Source organism: Prosthecobacter fusiformis (genome assembly GCF_004364345.1).
GTDB classification, from domain to species: domain Bacteria; phylum Verrucomicrobiota; class Verrucomicrobiia; order Verrucomicrobiales; family Verrucomicrobiaceae; genus Prosthecobacter; species Prosthecobacter fusiformis.
On record NZ_SOCA01000003.1, the window covers coordinates 71,136 to 86,443 of the forward strand.

The 15,308-nt window shown below is 57.7% G+C and carries 13 protein-coding genes; 8 read left to right on the plus strand and 5 right to left on the minus strand.

The window, feature by feature from the left end:
• Positions 1-22: 22 nt before the first annotated feature.
• Positions 23-1,804: an Hsp70 family protein gene (locus EI77_RS09710; RefSeq protein ID WP_133795074.1), complete on the plus strand. Its 1,782-nt coding sequence runs from the start codon at positions 23-25 to the stop codon at positions 1,802-1,804.
• Between the two features lie 58 nt (positions 1,805-1,862).
• On the opposite strand, the gene EI77_RS09715 is transcribed toward EI77_RS09710, so the two are convergent.
• Complete coding sequence (locus tag EI77_RS09715) at positions 1,863-2,783, minus strand: potassium channel protein - like protein (RefSeq protein ID WP_133795075.1); 921 nt, start codon at positions 2,781-2,783, stop codon at positions 1,863-1,865.
• 74 nt (positions 2,784-2,857) lie between these two features.
• On the opposite strand from EI77_RS09715, the gene EI77_RS09720 reads away from it, so the two are divergent.
• The 6 genes from EI77_RS09720 to EI77_RS09740 all read left to right on the plus strand — a co-directional run bounded on the left by EI77_RS09720 (position 2,858) and on the right by EI77_RS09740 (position 10,336).
• Positions 2,858-5,737, plus strand: a complete 2,880-nt coding sequence (locus EI77_RS09720; RefSeq protein WP_133795076.1) for a valine--tRNA ligase — start codon at positions 2,858-2,860, stop codon at positions 5,735-5,737.
• A gap of 141 nt (positions 5,738-5,878) precedes the next feature.
• On the plus strand, positions 5,879-6,019 hold the full coding sequence (locus tag EI77_RS23330; RefSeq protein ID WP_166647162.1) for a hypothetical protein: 141 nt from the start codon (positions 5,879-5,881) through the stop codon (positions 6,017-6,019).
• 120 nt (positions 6,020-6,139) lie between these two features.
• Entirely contained in the window at positions 6,140-6,751 is a 612-nt protein-coding gene (locus tag EI77_RS09725; RefSeq protein WP_133795077.1) for a sigma-70 family RNA polymerase sigma factor, read from the plus strand.
• Entirely contained in the window at positions 6,735-7,382 is a 648-nt protein-coding gene (locus EI77_RS09730) for an anti-sigma factor (protein WP_133795078.1), read from the plus strand. The genes EI77_RS09725 and EI77_RS09730 overlap by 17 nt, the downstream gene beginning before the upstream one ends.
• Positions 7,379-7,879, plus strand: coding sequence for a hypothetical protein (locus EI77_RS09735; protein ID WP_133795079.1), 501 nt, complete (start codon positions 7,379-7,381; stop codon positions 7,877-7,879). The genes EI77_RS09730 and EI77_RS09735 overlap by 4 nt, the downstream gene beginning before the upstream one ends.
• Positions 7,880-8,056: 177 nt before the next feature.
• A complete protein-coding gene (locus EI77_RS09740) occupies positions 8,057-10,336 on the plus strand; it encodes a bifunctional SulP family inorganic anion transporter/carbonic anhydrase (RefSeq protein ID WP_133795080.1) in 2,280 nt (759 codons plus the stop codon).
• A 19-nt stretch (positions 10,337-10,355) separates the two neighbouring features.
• On the opposite strand, the gene EI77_RS09745 is transcribed toward EI77_RS09740, so the two are convergent.
• Together EI77_RS09745 and EI77_RS09750 are read right to left on the minus strand one after the other, a co-directional pair.
• Positions 10,356-11,105, minus strand: a complete 750-nt coding sequence (locus EI77_RS09745; RefSeq protein ID WP_133795081.1) for an HAD family hydrolase — start codon at positions 11,103-11,105, stop codon at positions 10,356-10,358.
• Positions 11,106-11,156: 51 nt separating this feature from the next.
• Positions 11,157-12,239, minus strand: coding sequence for a mannose-1-phosphate guanylyltransferase (locus EI77_RS09750; protein ID WP_133795082.1), 1,083 nt, complete (start codon positions 12,237-12,239; stop codon positions 11,157-11,159).
• Between the two features lie 80 nt (positions 12,240-12,319).
• Here EI77_RS09750 and EI77_RS09755 point away from each other — a divergent pair, with 80 nt between their 5' ends.
• Positions 12,320-12,640 carry a hypothetical protein gene (locus EI77_RS09755; protein ID WP_133795083.1) on the plus strand — a complete coding sequence of 107 codons (321 nt, stop codon included), beginning with the start codon at positions 12,320-12,322 and terminating at the stop codon, positions 12,638-12,640.
• Here the strand turns inward: EI77_RS09755 and EI77_RS09760 are convergent, their stop codons facing one another.
• Both EI77_RS09760 and EI77_RS09765 read right to left on the minus strand, forming a co-directional pair.
• Positions 12,641-13,645, minus strand: a complete 1,005-nt coding sequence (locus tag EI77_RS09760; RefSeq protein ID WP_133795084.1) for an HD domain-containing protein — start codon at positions 13,643-13,645, stop codon at positions 12,641-12,643.
• Positions 13,646-13,672: 27 nt separating this feature from the next.
• Positions 13,673-15,253 carry an alkaline phosphatase D family protein gene (locus EI77_RS09765; protein ID WP_208300321.1) on the minus strand — a complete coding sequence of 527 codons (1,581 nt, stop codon included), beginning with the start codon at positions 15,251-15,253 and terminating at the stop codon, positions 13,673-13,675.
• Positions 15,254-15,308: the final 55 nt, after the last annotated feature.

Sequence of the window (15,308 nt, forward strand, 5' to 3'; positions counted from 1 at the left end):
CATGGCTAGAGAGGGGAAAGACATGCCTGATTTTTCGCCCATCCTCGGCATTGACCTCGGTACCACCCATTCTCTCGTGGGGGTGGTGGACAGTGGTTTCCCCATCCTGCTGGCGGATGAAGACGGCCAGCGCCTGACTCCCTCCGCCGTGAATTATAGCCCGGAGGGTGTGCCCACCGTGGGAGCGGCTGCATTGCGCAAGCGGGCCCTGGAACCCCGGCGCACCGTCACCAGTGTGAAGCGCCTCATTGGCCGCCGCCCCGGAGAAGGGGGCTGGCAGCCGCCGTATGACCTGCGCCAGCTAGGCGTGACACCTGTGGAGGTTTCGGCGGAGATCTTAAAGCGGCTCAAAGCCATCGCTGAGAGGGCTCTGGAACAGCCGGTCTCACGGGCGGTGATCACGGTGCCCGCATACTTCAATGATGCGCAGCGCAATGCCACAAAGCAGGCTGGTGAACTGGCTGGGCTGACGGTGGAAAGGATCGTGAGTGAACCCACGGCTGCCGCACTGGCCTATGGTCTGGACAAGCTGGACGAGCGAAAAAAGATCGCCGTTTATGATCTGGGCGGCGGCACCTTTGACATCAGCGTACTGGAGATGCGCGAGGGGGTGTTTCAGGTGCTGAGCACGGCCGGGGACACCCAACTGGGCGGGGATGATGTGGACAGGCTCCTGGTGGAGCATGCCATGCAAGGAGTGAGGGCTTCCAGCCCTCATGATGAGGCCAGGATGGCCTCACTCCTTGTGGCGGCTGAGGCGGCGAAAAAGAAGCTCTCGGCAGAAGACACGACGCGCATTGAGATACCCTTTTTTGATGGGGCGGAAAGTCTGAGCCTGGAAGTCTCACGCGCAGAATTTGACAAGCTGATCAAGCCTCTGATCGAGCGCACCCGTGCGCATTGTCTGCGGGCTTTGAGCGATGCGAAGGTGAAGCCGGAGGAGCTGGATGAGGTGATCCTGGTGGGCGGCAGCACACGCATTCCCCTGGTGCGCAGTTACGTGGCGGAGATCTTCGGGCGTGAGCCGAACACTTCTCAAAATCCGGATGAAGCCGTGGCCCTCGGGGCGGTCATCCAGGCGGGGATTCTCAGCGGTTCATTGAAGAACGTGCTGCTGCTGGACGTGACGCCCTTGTCGTTAGGCATCGAGACTTTCGGCGGCCTGATGAACATCATCATCCCGCGCAATTCCACCATTCCATGTAAGGCAGGGGAGATGTTTACCAATGCCGTGGCCAACCAGCAGGACATGCTCATCCGCGTGCTCCAGGGCGAGCGTGAACTGGCGAAGGATAACTGGGAGCTGGGCAGCATTGTCATCCCGTTCCCTCCAGGGCCAAAGGGCAGCGCCCGGGTGGGGGTGCAGTTCGCCATTGACGCCAATGGCATCCTGCAGGTGCTGGCCCGCGATACAGCCACCAATACGGATACCGTCCTGGAGATCCAGAATACCGCTGTGAATGTGGATGATGAGCGGGTGGAGCAGATGATCGCCGAAAGCGTGGAATACGCCTTTGAAGACATGAATGAGCGCGTGTGGACGGAGGCGCGGCTGAAGGCTGAGGAGCTGCTGCCTGCTGTCGATGCGGCACTGACCGAGTTTGGTGATGCGGTGACTGTAGAGGAGCGTGCCGTCATTGAAACGGCTGCTGCCACAGTACGCGCAGCCCTGGATGCCGCCAGTCACGATGCCAAGGCGCTCAAAGCCGCGAACCAGGCCCTGGATGATGCCACCCAGGAACTGGCAGTGAGACTGGTGGAGCAGGCGATGGAGGAATCGTTGGTGAGGCGCGGGCTTATTTGAATCGAAAGGAGGAAGTAAGAGAACCGGGAGCTGCTTGCGATTATGAAACTCGATCAGCCTAAACGGGGATGTCTGAGCTGGCTCTTTCCTTGAGCTTACCAGACCGAAATGTCTCCAGCTTCTCCTTTAACTGGGCGGTCTCGGCCTCCAGTTCGCCGATCTTTTTCTCGAGCCCGGCGCAGTATTTTTCCGGGTTTCGCTGCTGCAATCGCTCGAGAAGATTGAAGAGCAGGGCCAGCCTCCAGAGGCGGCTTTGGAGGGTGCGCAGGCGATAGGCGCGCAGCAGTTTTCCAGCACGGAAAAAGCGGGCGAAACGAAACAGGTTCAGCATCCGCAGGAAGGCGACCAGCGGCAGCAGGATGATGACGAGGTTGATCCAGTGACGCAGGCAGTAGGCCAGCTTTTGCGGGGTGGCGGAAAGCATCCAGACAAACTCGGCCACGAAGCCCACCCAGATCAGGCAGGTGACCAGGTGGACGGTCAGGGCCAGTTGCGGGCGTTGTTCCAGGGCCTCTCCAGCCCCCAGTTCCACGCCCAGCACGGGCAGCACCAGCAGCGTCAGGATGACCATGGGCAGGGCCAGTTTTTGCTCCATCCTTTCCACCGTCGCCGGTCCAGTGCGCCGCCAACCGGCTCCGGGAATCCAGAGCCAGCCGTTAGGTGTGCTGGTAGCGGTGGACATCCGCAGCGGCGGGAGGAGGCTGATGAGCAGCAGCCTTTTCATCCGTGCAGACCAGGCATCCGGTGCAAGGAAGAGCCCGCCCACGCTTTCGATCCCGATCAGAGCCCACAGACCCAGAAGCGCCGGAAGAAACCAGGGATGCAGCTGCAAATTCTCCCGAAAACTTTCTCCGCTGTCCCCATGCGGCAGGATGACCCCGACCAGGATCAGAAACAGCAGCGCGATGATGAGCATGAGGCCGTGGCGCAGCTTGCCTGTGGGAGGAGGCACGGAGATGGCCATTTGGGGAGCGCTCATGACGGGCGACTTACTACACCACTCCCTCTGCATTTGCAAAAAGGCTCAGTTGCCCCCATCTTGGCGGCCCTTTTATGCCCGAACTGCCCAAGACCTACACGCCGAGCGAAGCCGAAGAACGCTGGTACCAGCGCTGGCTGGACGACAAGTGCTTCGAAGCCGACCCGGCCCGCGTCAGTGAAAAACGTCCGGCTTACTCCATCGTCATTCCGCCGCCGAACGTTACGGGCATCCTCACCCTGGGCCACGTGCTCAACAACACCATTCAGGACATCCTGTGCCGCCGTGCCCGCATGCTTGGCAAGGAAGTGCTGTGGCTTCCCGGCACCGACCACGCCGGCATCGCCACGCAAAACGTGGTGGAGAAGACGCTCAAAAAACAGGGCGTGATCAAACATCGCGACGACCTGGGCCGTGAGAAGCTGGTGGAAAAAATCTGGGAGTGGAAGGACAAGCACGGCGGCATCATCATCCAGCAGCTCAAGAAACTGGGCGCCTCCTGCGACTGGAGCCGCGAGCGTTTCACTTTCGATGAAGACTACAACCGCTGCGTGATGCAGGTGTTTGTGGACCTCTACAAAAAAGGCCACATCTACCGCGGCAAGCGCATGGTGAACTGGTGCCCCTCCTCCCTCACCGCCCTTAGCGATGAAGAGGTGGAGATGAAGCAGCAGAACGGTTTCATGTACCACTTCAAAGTGCAGGTGGTAGAAGAGCCGGACACCTGGCTGACCATCGCCACCACCCGCCCCGAGACCATCCCGGGCGACACCGCCGTGGCCGTGAACCCGAACGATGAGCGCTACAAGCACCTCATCGGCAAACACATCCGCCGTCCGCTGCCGCTAGAAAACCAGGCCGCCATCCCGATCGTGGGCGATGACCACGTGGATTTCGAATTCGGCACCGGCGTGCTGAAGGTGACCCCGGCGCATGACAAAGCCGACTTTGAAATCGGTCAGCGTCACAACCTGGAAATCATTGATGTGCTGCATCCAAATGCCGTGCTCAATGACCTTGCAGGCGTGGACCTCGCCGGGCTGGACCGCTTTGAAGGCCGCAAGAAAGCCGTCGAACTGCTGAAGGAAATGGAAGCCCTCATCAAGGAGGAGCCGCATCAGAACAATGTGGGTTATTCCGAACGTGCCGGCGTGCCCATCGAGCCCCGCCTCAGCGAGCAGTGGTTCTTGAAATACCCGAGCGTGCAGGCCTCCCAGGACGTGGTGGCCAAGGGCGAGATGAAGTTTTACCCCGACCGCTGGGCCAAGGTGTATGACCATTGGATGGGCGGCCTCCAGGACTGGTGCATCAGCCGCCAGGTGTGGTGGGGGCATCGTGTGCCGGTGTGGAGTATTCGTTTTAAAGGTGGTGATTTCCGGGCGAATGAAAAGCTGGAAAGGTTGGTGGAGGATGTATGCTTTCAGTCGGATGTATCTCCCCCTGATGGCAAAATACGCTTTATGGTTAGCGGCCGCCCAAGTTCACATGTGAGCACCGGAGGTTGCGTGTCCTTGGAAGGCAGCCGAACGGCCTATCATTTGGTAGATTGTGGCGAAGGCGAATTCGAACTGCGTGCACTTCTTTTTAACGAGAAGGAAGCCCGGCCTCTTGAAGCCCTCGGCTTCACCCAAGACCCTGACGTGCTCGACACCTGGTTCTCCTCCTGGTTGTGGCCGTTTGCCACCATGGGCTGGCCTAACAAAACGGATGAGCTGAAGGCGTTTTACCCGACCACCGATCTGGTGACCGGGCCGGACATCATCTTCTTCTGGGTGGCCCGCATGATCATGGCGGGTTATGAATACATGGGCGAGCTGCCGTTCAAGAACGTGTACTTCACCGGCATCATACGCGACAAGCAGGGCCGCAAGATGTCGAAGTCCCTCGGCAACTCGCCTGACCCGCTGGAGCTCATTGCCACCTACAGTGCCGATGCCCTCCGCTTTGGCATCATGCGCAGCGCCCCGCTGGGCCAGGACATCGCTTTTGATGAGAAGAACGTGGAGCTGGGGCGCAACTTCTGCACCAAGCTGTGGAACGCCGCGCGCTTCCGCCAGATGCAGGGCGGCACGACCGAGACCGAGATCAGTGCCGAGCTGCTCAGCAGCGACGACAAATGGATCCTGCTGCGCCTGAACACCGCCATCGCTGAAGTCACCACGGCTCTGGAAGAGTACCGTTTCAGCGATGCCACCGCCACGCTCTACCGTTTCTTCTGGAGCGAGTACTGCGATTGGTATGTGGAGGCTTCCAAGGCCGTGCTTCAGGGCACCGATGACAAACGCAAGGCCAACACCCTGGCCGTGATTGACTTCGTCCTGGGCAACACCCTGCGTCTGTTCCATCCCTTCCTGCCCTTCATCACCGAAGAGCTCTGGCATGGCATGGGCTTCAATGAAGACCTGCCGGAAAACCAGGGCGGCAAGAGCATCATGTTCGCTCCTTGGCCGAAGGTCCTGGACGCCGATGAACTCGCCTACTTCGGCATCCTGCCGGAAGACGAAAAAGCGGCTAACGAGAAGTATGAAGCCGTGAACCTGGGCCGTGGCCTGAAGAGCAGCTTCAACATCACCAAGAAGGTGCGTTTCGTCCTCAAGCCGACCAGCGAACTGCCTGCGCACGAGATCGAAGTCCTGCGCATCCTGCTCAATGCCGAACCCCTGGATGTGGATGCCGCCTACGCCGCGCCGAAAGGCACGCCAAGTGCCCTCACCCCGCTGGGCACCATCTACCTGCCGCTCGACGGCCTCATTGACGTGGAAGCCGAACGCGCCCGCATCACCAAGGAACTCGACAAAGCCAACGCTGAACTCCAGAAAGTCTGCGCCAAGCTCGCGGACGAAAACTTCACCGCCAAAGTCCCGCAGAAAGTGCTGGACGAGCACCAGCAGCGGAAAGCCGACTGGAAGGAGAAGAAAGCCAAGCTGGAAGAGATGATGAGTGCACTGGGGTGAGGGTAGGGGACAAGGTCAAGAGTCAAGCAGGTCAAGGTGGTGACGGGCATCCGCCTTATTGCCTTGACCCCCTTGACTCTTTGACCCTCCCCTTGACTCCCCCCCAAGCCTGCCTCATCTCGCAGCACCATGCATCCAACCATGTCCTCTCTCAAAAATGCCGCAGATCAGGGAATCGTCTTTGAAAAGCAGACGCCGCGTTCTCTGAACCTGTGCATCCGCTCCAGCACCCCCACCGGTGCGGCTGTGGAGGTGGAGGCTGTTTTTGAGATTGTCGGTTAACCTTTAGGGGAAGGGAAAAATGTGGTGACGCATCTCTTTGACTCCTGCCCTTATAAAGACGAATATTCTTTTGAATAAGGCGTTTCCTGCGCCCGTCATAGCCTTTGTCATTCCTTAAACATGCCCGCCTTCACTGCGCCTGATCCTGGAGAAGTCCTGGACTCCGACTTGGTCAAGCGCTGCCAAGCGGGAGATACGCGTGCGTTCGACGTACTCGTGAACCGTTACCGGGGAAAGATATACGCCATGACTTACCACATGATCCAGAACGAGACCGAGGCCTGGGACCTCGCGCAGGAGGCCTTCATCAAGGCCTGGCGCGCGTTGCCACGGTTCAAGCTGGATTCGAGTTTCTATACTTGGCTCTACCGCATCGCCCACAACGTCACTTACGACTACCTGAGGAAGAAGAAGATCCAGGGTGACGGCGAGTTTGACGACTCCCGTACGGAGCACAAAATCGCTGCTGGTGCGGAGACTGTGCCCCACGGGGATGCTGCCCCGGATACTGTTTTGAAGAATGCGGAACTGGGAGACCGCATTCGTGCCGCCATCGCACAGCTCAGCCCGGATCATCGGCAGGTGATCGTGCTGCGTGAGGTGGAAGGTATGCAATACGAGGAAATCGCCGCCACCATTCCGTGCTCCCTGGGCACGGTGATGAGCCGCCTTTTTTACGCCCGAAAGAAACTCCAGGAACTGCTGAAGGACACTTATGAAAACGCCATCTGAAGACCATGACCTGATCCGTTGGCTGGACGGAGAGATGAACGCCGCCGAGCGCGAGCGCTTCACCGCCCGGCTTGAGTCTGACCCGGAATTGAAGGCCGAGGCTGAGTTTATGCAGCGCATGAGCGCCGACCTGCGCAGCAGCCTGCCGGCTGAAATGCCCGTGCCTTTTGGGGATTTCTTCAATTCACAGATTCAGGTACGCATTGCCCAGGAGGAAGAGGCTGCCGCCGTGACGACTGAAAGCCGCGCTTCCTGGCTGGACTGGTTTCGCCTGCCTGGTTTCGCCACGCTCGCGGCCGTCACCGCTGCGGTGCTCATCGCTGGGGTGATGATTTTTCAGCATGAGCCTTCGGGTGACAGCGTGGTTTTGAGCACCTATGCACCGAATAAGGATGTGCAGGTGAGCAGCTACCATTCCACGGATGCCCAGGCGACTGTGCTGATGCTCAACGGTCTGGAAGACTTGCCGGCGGACCGCAAGATCGTCGGTTATCACATCGAGCGCAGTGAAACGGACCAGGATGTAGCTGCCACCACCCTATATGGGGAACGCGGTGAAGTCGTGCTGGTGCTGGCCAAGGATGCCCGCAATCAGCCCCGCCTGATCGCTGCCGTCAATCCACGCGGATGAAAGCTTTCCTTTCCATCGTCCTCCTTCTCATTGCCACTCTAAACCAAGTGGGGGCGCAAAGCGCTGCCCCCCCGGTTACCCAGCAGTTGCCGACAGTGAAGCCGGAAACGGATGGAAAGGTGTGGGGAGCCTTGATCTTTGCCTCGAATAAAGCAGGGGAAAAGGCAGGAGTGGAGCAGCCTCCAGCCAGTCTGTCTGATTTACCCCAGCGTCTAGGTAAAGTTTTTCCCTATCAGCATTATGAGATTTTGGGGCAGCATCTTCAGGATGTGTTTCGGGAGTATGAATCCTGGGTAGTACCGTCCAAAGATTTGTTTTTGAAGGTGGACTCCAAAGGCCCTGCTTCTGGCGGAGGGGTAAATTTGCATCTCCAGTTTTGGAAGGATCAGCAAGTACTGGTGAAGACGGATGCGGTGCTGCGCTCGGGCAGTCCGCTTTTTATTGGGGGGCCTAAGTGGCGCGATGGGCAGCTCATTTTTGTGCTGGTCCTTCAGTAAGGCTAGAATGCGCAGGGCTTCGGCCTGGGGTAGGGGGTTATTCAGCAGGAAATAAAGATGCATTAATGTATTTTTTCCGTTCAAAATTTGAACGAAGGACGTAGTTTTGTGTCCAATCTGCCCTGTTTGAGCCTAAAATAATCCCGAAGGTCCATACCATATCATTTATCCTTAAGTATGACAAGTATCAATCCACTCTCTCCGAAGACCATTCCACGTGACCTTGTCGCAGGCTTGGTGGTGTTTCTTGTCGCCTTGCCCTTGTGCTTGGGCGTCGCTTTGGCATCCAACGCGCCACTTTTTTCAGGCATTTTGGCGGGGATTGTGGGCGGGCTTTTTGTAGGCTTTCTCAGCGGCTCCCACACCAGTGTCAGTGGTCCAGCAGCGGGTTTGACGGCTGTGGTAGCAGCGCAAATTGCCAGCCTGGGTACGTTCGAGGCTTTCCTGGCTGCCGTGGTGATGGCAGGTGTGTTGCAGATCGTCCTCGGCCTTTGCAAGGCAGGATTCATTGCGGCCTTCTTTCCTTCCAGTGTGATCAAAGGACTGCTGGCGGCCATTGGTGTGATTTTGATCTTGAAGCAAATTCCTCACGTTGTCGGGCATGACGCTGATCCGATGGGGAATAAGTCCTTCCAACAGGCCGACAACGAAAACACATTTTCAGAACTGGCCGAAGCGATTTTTGACATTCAGCCGGGTGCTGCGCTGGTCGGTATGCTTTCATTGCTCCTTTTGGTGGGATGGGATCGCATCAAGCTGCTGAAAAAATCTCCCATTCCGGCTCCGCTTGTGGTGGTGATTTTTGGCGTGGTTGTCAGCCTGCTCTTGCGCAAGATTGGCGGAGATTGGGCAATTGAAACCAGCCATCTGGTGCAGGTCCCCGTCTCCAATTCCCCGCAGGAGTTTTTAGGTTTCCTACGCTTTCCGGATTTCAGTGTGCTGAACAATCCTGCGGTGTATGTGGCTGCATTTACCATTGCCATCGTGGCTTCATTGGAAACGCTGCTGAATCTGGAGGCCGTGGACAAGCTGGATCCTGAGCAGCGCAGCAGCCCACCTAACCGGGAACTTCTGGCCCAGGGTGTGGGTAACGTGGCTGTGGGCCTCATTGGCGGTCTGCCGATGACCAGTGTCATTGTGCGCAGTTCCGTTAACATCAATGCGGGAGTGAAGACCAAGCTCAGCACCATTTTCCACGGCGCATTGCTTCTGGGCTGCGTGATGCTGGTTCCTGGCATGCTGAACGAAATTCCGCTTTCAGCCCTGGCGGCGATTCTCCTGGTGACAGGTCTGAAACTCGCCAGTCCGAAATTGCTGAAACAGATGTGGAGCGAGGGGCGCACCCAGTTCTTGCCGTTTATCATCACCGTGGTGGCCATCGTGCTGACAGATTTGCTGGTCGGTATTCTCATCGGCCTGGCGGTCGCTGTCGGGTTCATCCTGCATAGCAACCTGCGCCGTCCAATTCGGAAGGTGATGGAAAAACACGCCACGGGGGATGTGCTCCGCATTGAACTTGCCAACCAGGTGAGCTTCTTCAACCGAGCTTCACTGGAACAGACCCTGCGCAGCGTACCGCGTGGCGGGCACGTGCTGATTGATGCCCGGAATACCGATTATATCGACCCGGACATCCTGGACCTGATCACGGATTTCCGCAATACCACGGCTTCGGTGCACGGAGTGGAAATGAGCCTCATGGGCTTCAAGGACAAGTATCCCCAGTTGGAAGACCGCATCCAGTATGTGGACTTCAGCAGCCGCGATGTCCAGAATGCCCTGACGCCACAGCGGGTGCTGGAAATCTTCCAGGATGGAAATGAACGCTTCCGCAATGGCACCCGTTTGACCCGTGACCTGGGGCGTCAGGTGGACGCAACTGCTGCCGGGCAGTTCCCGATGGCGGTGGTGCTGAGCTGTATTGACTCGCGCACACCAACGGAACTCGTTTTTGACCTGGGACTCGGGGATATTTTCAGTGTTCGTATCGCCGGAAACATTGCCCGGGATAAAGTGCTGGGAAGCATGGAGTACAGTTGTGCCGTGGCCGGGGCCAAGCTGGTGCTGGTGATGGGTCACACCTCTTGCGGAGCTGTGAATGCAGCCGTGGATCTGATTTGCAGTAACAAAACAGCGGCGGAAGCTACGGGTTGCGTCAATCTGGATACCCTGATTACTGAAATCCAAAAATCTGTGGATATGAGCACCTGCAAAAAGCCTGACCAGTGGCTGGATGGGGAGAAGAAGGCGTATGCCAATGAAGTCTCCCGCCGGAATGTGCTGCGCACCATGCGCAAGATCCGCGAGCGCAGCTCCACGCTAGACGGACTGGTCCGCGAAGGCAAAATCGCCATTGTGGGGGGGATGTATGACGTCTCTACCGGGCAGGTTACTTTCTTCCAGACGCCTGAATCCAGCCAGAGTCCGCTGCCAATCGCCATGGTGACGATGGTCTGATTCATTCTCCGGGCCTGCCTTAACGGGCAGGCCCGTTTTCTGAATGCAGACCGAAAATCTGCCGGAGTGAGGATAGCATATCCCCCATTTTTCCCCAATATGGGCGGCGGGGAGTGAGGACTGTCACATCATGCTCGGGGAAGTGCTTTCGCAAGCTGCCACTGGGGTGGACCAGGATGCGGTTGCCGCAGAATTCCAGCAGTGGGATGTCTGCGGCACTGTCACTATACGCCCAGCAGTGGAAACGCTGCTCATCCGTGAGAGCTGCCACACCGGGGATGGAGGCCTTCATAGCGGCGATCTTGGCATCCCGTTTGTTATTTGTGCCTGTCAGAGGCGGGCGAAGGGGGACAATGTTGCCGATTTGAAAGCGGGTGGAGATACAGTGGTCGAAGTCGAGCACCGAGGCGATCTCTTCAGCATAGAAATCCGGGCTGGCGGTATTCAGCACCAGTTTCCTTCCTTGGTGTTTATGGCGCAGGATTTCGGCACGCAGTTCCTGATAGATCCAGGTATCCACGCAATCATGCGCAAAATCACGTGCCAGTCGGCGCAGGTGCGCCCGTTTCATGCCCCAGAGGTAGGATAGGAAGGCCCGTTTAGCAGTCTCTGTGCTGACCACACCGATGGCCCGGCCAAGCGCATAGGGCACAAACCAGGCGTGGAGAACCACGCGCCATGGATGCCGATGAAGCACGTAATTGCAGAACAACGTCTGCGTATCGAAGGGCAGCAGCGTGTGGTCGAGATCGAAAAAAGCGTAGCGCATCAGGGGAAACCTCAACGGGACTTGGGACTGGAATCGATCCTTTGGAAGGAGTTAATGCAGCTCCTGGGGCAGTTGATCCGCCAGTTTTTTGATGTTTTCGGCATGCGCCCTGGTGGTGATCAGGAGGGCATCTTTGGAGGCAACGATGATCAGATCCTGTACCCCTAGGAGAGCCACGTGCTGGCCTGTCTGGGTGAAAACAAGGTTGTTATCCGCATCCAGTTGGGAAAGGGCGCAGTTGTGCTGGTTATTACCGGCATCCTTTTTCAGGTAACGGCCGACGGAAGTCCAATTCCCCACATCATCCCAGTCAAAGGTGGCCTCGATGTTCAACACCCGGGAAGCGCGCTCCATGAGGGCGTAGTCGATGGAGAGCTTGGGCAGTTTGGAAAACTGCTTGGCCACGGTGGCATTGAAGTCCAGGGAACCGCGGAGTTCAGAAACGAAGTCCGCCAGGGCAGGGCAATGGCGGGACAGTTCACTAAAAATGGCCGGGATGGTCCAGATAAACATGCCTGCATTCCAGGTAAAGTTTCCTTGGGCAATGAAGTGCTCAGCCAGATCGGGATTGGGCTTTTCCCGGAAGCGGGCCACTTCATAAATGGCCACATCCGTCACCCCTAGTACCGAGGCACGTTTACCACGCTCCACATATCCATAACTGGGACATGCCCAGGTGGGCTTGATGCCCACGGTGACCAGACTGCTGGCGCTTTCGGCAGCCATAGCTGCATTCATGAGCACTTTCTGAAATTCGGCCACGTTCTGGATCAAGTGATCCGCTGGCAGTACCATCATGGTCGCTCCTGGATCCCGAGCCACCACCCAGCCGACGCCCAGGGCGATGGCTGGTGCGGTATCGCGTTTTTCAGGCTCCGCGATGATGTTTTCTGCCGGAAGCTGAGGCAGCAGGGCACGGACAGCGCTTTCCTGTTGTTTATTGGTGAGGATGACGATGTTTTCCACCGGCACGATTCCTTCCAGACGCTCCACCGTCATTTCGAGGAGAGTTTTTTCGCCGAAAAGCTTCAAAAGCTGCTTGGGCAGTGCATCGCGGCTGACAGGCCAGAACCGCTGCCCGCTACCTCCAGCTAAAATGAGGGCATATCGTGAGGGGGATGCAGGCTGTCTCATGTCAGGGAAACATGGAGCAATCGAGGTTGTGAGCAAATTCCACTTTGGAGAATCTGCTTGGATGCTATCTTGTTACCGTTATGCCACCTGAATCCACTGTCGAAAGCCGCTACGAAACCTACGCCAGCATGATCGCTCCTGCCGCCGCAGGCTGCGCATTGGGGCTGCTCTTTGGACGGGGCATGGGCCGGGGAACATCCAATATTGTCTCGCTCTCCCTGCTGGCCGCCAGTGCGGTCATCGCCGCGCCGGTGATTGGTGACATCGTTTCCCGCACCGCCAACCGCCCGGCCTCCAACCGGGGCAGCCGCCGCAGGCTGGAAGGCATCCGCAACGGCGCGGTGCCGGATGAAGACTTGAAAGAATTCTTTGTGGATTCTCCCAATGCATTGCTGCCTTGATCAGGGCAGTCGGCCTTGATTGAGTCTCTGAAGGGACGCCTGGAGATTTTTCCGGGCGATTTCTTCATACCGGTCTTGGAAGGAGGGTGTTGAATAGATCCTGGGACGGTTAAGAAACCCGGCCAGGATTCGCCTGCGACCCTCAATATACTCTGCCAGGGGCACCCATTCGTACTCGCGGCGGATGGCTCTTTCGTATTCTTGAAACCGCCCCTCGTCCTGGCCCAGGATAGCGAGGTCGATATCGCAAATGAGTGCAGCATCTGGCGTGGCGTCCGGAAGGTGTTTTTTCGTGAGATGGATGAGGGATGAAACGTGGCTAGCAAAGGGAGGGGATACGTTACCATCCTGCAAAACATCCAGGGCAAAGCTGGCACTGAGAGCTTCATTATCACAGCCAGCCTGCGGATCATAGATGGCATCATGAAACCACAAGGCCATTTCTAGTGCCACGGGTTGGGCAGCGAGGTCGGAGCATTGGTCCAGCAGAAGCAGGCATTCATTCAGATGCACCAGATTGTGATAGTGACGGTGGGGTTCGCTCCACGCACCGACGAGTCCTCCGAACCAGTCCGCTCCGTCCCCTTGCGCTGGGATGGCCTGCCAGAGATTTTTCCAGCGGGACAGGCAGACCTGCTCTGTCCCCTGAAATTGAGCGACAAAATCTATGAGCCGTCTCTGGGTAATCGTCTGGTTGCCGTGATAAAAGGCGTCCTTCATTTCCCTTCGGGACAGCGAGTGGTCACTCTGTCCCGCCAGCCAAGAAATGAAGCTGTCCTTGTCTGGAAAGCTTAGCGCTTGGACTCCACTCATTGTCTGGAGAGAACCAAGGTCCTGCATCTGCCCGTCCCATACTTCGGCATAACGATACTGCCCCTGCTGTACGGCCAGCCCCATGCCGCAATAGTCTCGGTGTCCTTCGGCAAGCTGGTGGCCTGCCTCCAAGAGAGAAGCTACAGCGGCGGCCAGCTCTTGGCCAAAAGGGCGGTGATCAGGAATACTCATCACATCGGGGCTGTCAGGGGAGATCAGTCAGGCTTCTTGCAGACCTGCTTTGCCAGATTCGACGACGAAAGAGGCGCGGGTATGGAGGGGGGCTCCCGGACGGGAGACATACTCGATGGCTTGGTAGTCGGATTTCCACAGCTCCGGGGTGACTTCACAGCGGATATAACCGCGTTCAGTACTGTGAAATTTGACGAAGGGATTTTCAGCGTAGGTGGCATCCAGTGTTTTCGGTTTCAGGAGGCCATCACCCCCGGAGCTGATGGAGGTGCCGACGAATTCGGTGGCCACGATTTTTGACTCCAGGTCATCGAAATCAGCGATGAGATTGTTAGCCCAGTTGCTGTGAATATCGCCGGTGAGTACGACAGGATTGGAAACGCGCTGATCGTGTAGGAATTTGAGAAGCCGTCGCCGCTCCATTTCGCAGCTTGGCCATTGGTCCATGCTATAGCCGATGCTTTCGCCGGCGACCCGGTCCACCCGGGCCATCATCACCTGCTGGGCCAGGATGTTCCAGGTGCTGGGCGATTTGGCCAGGCCTTCAAAGAGCCAGTCGCGCTGGATGGCACCTAGCAGGCTAGTATCTGGAGAAAGAGACTCCGGGCATGGCGGTTTGTTGTGGTCTCCGCAGGGCTGGTCGCTGCGGTATTGGCGGGTATCCAGGACGTGAAAATCAGTGAGCCTACCATAGCCCAGTTTGCGATAAAGCAGCATGTCCGGGCCCTTCGGCATGGCGCTGCGGCGCAGGGGCATGTGCTCGTAATAGGCCTGATAAGCGGCCGCGCGGCGCAGAAGGAAGTCCTCCTTCTTCACATCGGGGTGCTCAGAGATGTCTCCGGCACAGTTATTGTCGAATTCGTGGTCGTCCCAGGTGACCAGCCAAGGGGCGATGGCATGCATGGCCTGGAGCGCGGGATCGGTTTTATACTGCGCATGGCGGTTGCGATAATGGTCCAGAGTAGTGATTTCCGGCCCTGTGTGTTTACGCACACGCTTATCAATACCGCCGTCCTCATAGATATAGTCTCCCAGATGGATGACGAGATCCAGGTCCTCCCGGGCCATGTGCTCATAGGCAGTATAAAGGCCGGTTTCATAATGCTGGCAGGAGGCGACGGCGAAGCGCAGGCGATCTGGCAGGGTGTCAATGGCGGGGAAAGTGCGTGTGCGCGCTTTGGGACTGACTTCAGTGCCTGCCCTAAACTGATACCAATACCAGCGGTCCGGCTGTAGGCCGTCCACCTCCACATGCACGGAATGCCCCCACTCAGGTGTGGCAATGGACGTGCCCTGACGCACCACTTTGGACATGGCCTCGTCTTCAGCCACCTGCCAGGAAACCTCCACCGGTACAGGGTCCATGCCGCCGCCTTCCAGTGGCTGGGGGGCCAGCCGGGTCCATAGTACCACGCCATCGGGTGAGGGGTCACCGGAAGCGACCCCTAGAGTGAAGGGATAGCTGGTGAATTTGGGCAAGCTTTTGACAGCTCCGAATACTCGCTCGCAGCCCATGGCGGCTAAGACGAGTGAAGCGGAGCCGGAAATGAAGGTGCGACGGCTGGATACTTGCGCAGGGACGAGTGGATAAAGAGGTGGTATGCTCACAGGAAGGATGGGGAAGGGATACGGGATGATTTCTGTGATTTGTTCCTGCTAGAAA

Excerpts from the sequence above, each read along its gene's own strand:
- EI77_RS09710 (WP_133795074.1), top strand. The coding sequence starts at position 23 with ATGCCTGATTTTTCGCCCATCCTCGGCATTGACCTCGGTACCACCCAT.
- EI77_RS09715 (WP_133795075.1), bottom strand. The coding sequence starts at position 2,783 with ATGAGCGCTCCCCAAATGGCCATCTCCGTGCCTCCTCCCACAGGCAAG.
- EI77_RS09720 (WP_133795076.1), top strand. The coding sequence starts at position 2,858 with ATGCCCGAACTGCCCAAGACCTACACGCCGAGCGAAGCCGAAGAACGC.
- EI77_RS23330 (WP_166647162.1), top strand. The coding sequence starts at position 5,879 with ATGTCCTCTCTCAAAAATGCCGCAGATCAGGGAATCGTCTTTGAAAAG.
- EI77_RS09725 (WP_133795077.1), top strand. The coding sequence starts at position 6,140 with ATGCCCGCCTTCACTGCGCCTGATCCTGGAGAAGTCCTGGACTCCGAC.
- EI77_RS09730 (WP_133795078.1), top strand. The coding sequence starts at position 6,735 with ATGAAAACGCCATCTGAAGACCATGACCTGATCCGTTGGCTGGACGGA.
- EI77_RS09735 (WP_133795079.1), top strand. The coding sequence starts at position 7,379 with ATGAAAGCTTTCCTTTCCATCGTCCTCCTTCTCATTGCCACTCTAAAC.
- EI77_RS09740 (WP_133795080.1), top strand. The coding sequence starts at position 8,057 with ATGACAAGTATCAATCCACTCTCTCCGAAGACCATTCCACGTGACCTT.
- EI77_RS09745 (WP_133795081.1), bottom strand. The coding sequence starts at position 11,105 with ATGCGCTACGCTTTTTTCGATCTCGACCACACGCTGCTGCCCTTCGAT.
- EI77_RS09750 (WP_133795082.1), bottom strand. The coding sequence starts at position 12,239 with ATGAGACAGCCTGCATCCCCCTCACGATATGCCCTCATTTTAGCTGGA.
- EI77_RS09755 (WP_133795083.1), top strand. The coding sequence starts at position 12,320 with ATGCCACCTGAATCCACTGTCGAAAGCCGCTACGAAACCTACGCCAGC.
- EI77_RS09760 (WP_133795084.1), bottom strand. The coding sequence starts at position 13,645 with ATGAGTATTCCTGATCACCGCCCTTTTGGCCAAGAGCTGGCCGCCGCT.